Below are 1,437 nucleotides of genomic sequence, written 5' to 3' on the forward strand. Positions count from 1 at the left end.
TCGGAAACCCTTTGTAGCAACAGTACGCCACCTCATTCAAGCCAGTTGTAACGCGCCCGTACACCACTTTCGAGCATAGCTCAAGGCCACTCGGGGCCGGTGAAGCGCTGGATACCTCCGTAAAGCCACCGGCCATGTTGACCATGGCAACCAAGTTAACTTCATCGGAACGGGATGCTTTGCACAAGGCGATATCGGCACCATTTCTCGAAGATCAAGGGTGGCACGAGGGTAGCCACGGTGAAATCCTTAACGACAGGGGAAGGACGATCTTCGAGATAGGATACGCCAAGGCGATTCGCAAAATTCTGTGTGCATGACAATCAGCATTCGACGCGGCCACAGACCTGCCGCTATTACACCTTGAATGTCTGCAAAAGACTGATAGCGGTCATTCATCGGCGGAAAGCAAATGACGTCATTCGACCTGTATTCATGATTGGGGTGGTTGGGGAAGAAGATTGGCCCTTAATTTATCTTGCATGCAACTTGGAATGTTACGTTGCACCCACCGTTACTGAAGTATAATTTAATTTATATAAACAACATTTTTATTTTAAATCTTGTATTTTTTCCGCACACAAATATCCTGACAAGGCTAACCGATCCAATGGCACTTCTCTCCATAAAGGGGTCCCTTCCAGATCTAATGTCAAAAATCCCATTTTGGCCGTTTTTATGCATACCCATAAAAACCGTTGATCGATTTTCTTTAACAATATCCATTCGTTTTCATCTTTTTTAGGCCGTGCAAACAAACGACCAAAATGGGGGATGTTGAGCTCAATGCTTCACTGGCGTATCCAGAAAACCATTCGTCGCTCAACATCGGTGCATTGATCGCCGGACTCAAAGCTTTTTTGCGATAAAAAGAAAACAGCACGTAAAAACCGCCAAGCACTAACAAAAAGAATAGAAAAGCAATGATCGATAGAAAAATTGAACGGGGCAAACTCAGATCGAGGCCTGATGAGGGCAACATAGTTGCTTCCCTACAGGCCCAGAGCTAAAAGACTTGTGCGGCGCGAGACAATAAAATGCGGCGCCAATATTTTACTTGTTGAACAGGCACCCCGTATTGTCGGGCAACAGCCGTTATCTGCTCCGATCCATACCTGCAGGCGGCCAGGGCAATCATTGCTTTGATGCTGGCGTCTGGTTGCCAGGCGTGCTTACTCAATCTCTCCTCGGGAAAGAGACGCCATGCATTTTCCAAGAGGTGATGCCAACTCTTTCTGATCAGCGTTGCCTCTACGCCCAGTTCATGGCCAAGCCTTTCGAATGACCAGGCGCGTTTTCTGACAGCGAGCAGAGCAAGGCTCGCACAAAGCGCTGAGGAAACTTTTACCGATTCAATCATGAGAAACTCCTTGACCATTTTCCATAATCATTACGCTGTTTCAGAACATGAAGCCGGTTTCGACCATGCCGCGCAGT

The 1,437-nt window shown here is 47.3% G+C and carries 3 protein-coding genes; 1 reads left to right on the forward strand and 2 read right to left on the reverse strand.

The features are described 5' to 3' along the window. The first annotated feature begins 143 nt into the window (after window positions 1-143). Window positions 144-320, forward strand: a complete 177-nt coding sequence (gmtX, locus tag HAP95_RS17465; protein WP_368356557.1) for a gamma-mobile-trio protein GmtX — start codon at window positions 144-146, stop codon at window positions 318-320. Between the two features lie 392 nt (window positions 321-712). Here gmtX and HAP95_RS05675 read toward each other — a convergent pair whose 3' ends face one another. Both HAP95_RS05675 and HAP95_RS05680 read right to left on the reverse strand, forming a co-directional pair. Further along, window positions 713-982 carry a hypothetical protein gene (locus HAP95_RS05675; RefSeq protein ID WP_215883338.1) on the reverse strand — a complete coding sequence of 90 codons (270 nt, stop codon included), beginning with the start codon at window positions 980-982 and terminating at the stop codon, window positions 713-715. Window positions 983-1,006: 24 nt separating this feature from the next. Next, the gene (locus tag HAP95_RS05680) at window positions 1,007-1,360 is read right to left on the reverse strand and encodes a hypothetical protein (RefSeq protein WP_215883339.1); all 354 of its coding nucleotides are present in this window, start codon (window positions 1,358-1,360) and stop codon (window positions 1,007-1,009) included. Between the last annotated feature and the right edge of the window lie 77 nt (window positions 1,361-1,437).

The sequence above is a fragment of the Acidithiobacillus sulfurivorans genome, assembly GCF_018853815.1.
In the GTDB taxonomy this organism is placed as follows: Bacteria; Pseudomonadota; Gammaproteobacteria; order Acidithiobacillales; family Acidithiobacillaceae; genus Acidithiobacillus; species Acidithiobacillus sulfurivorans.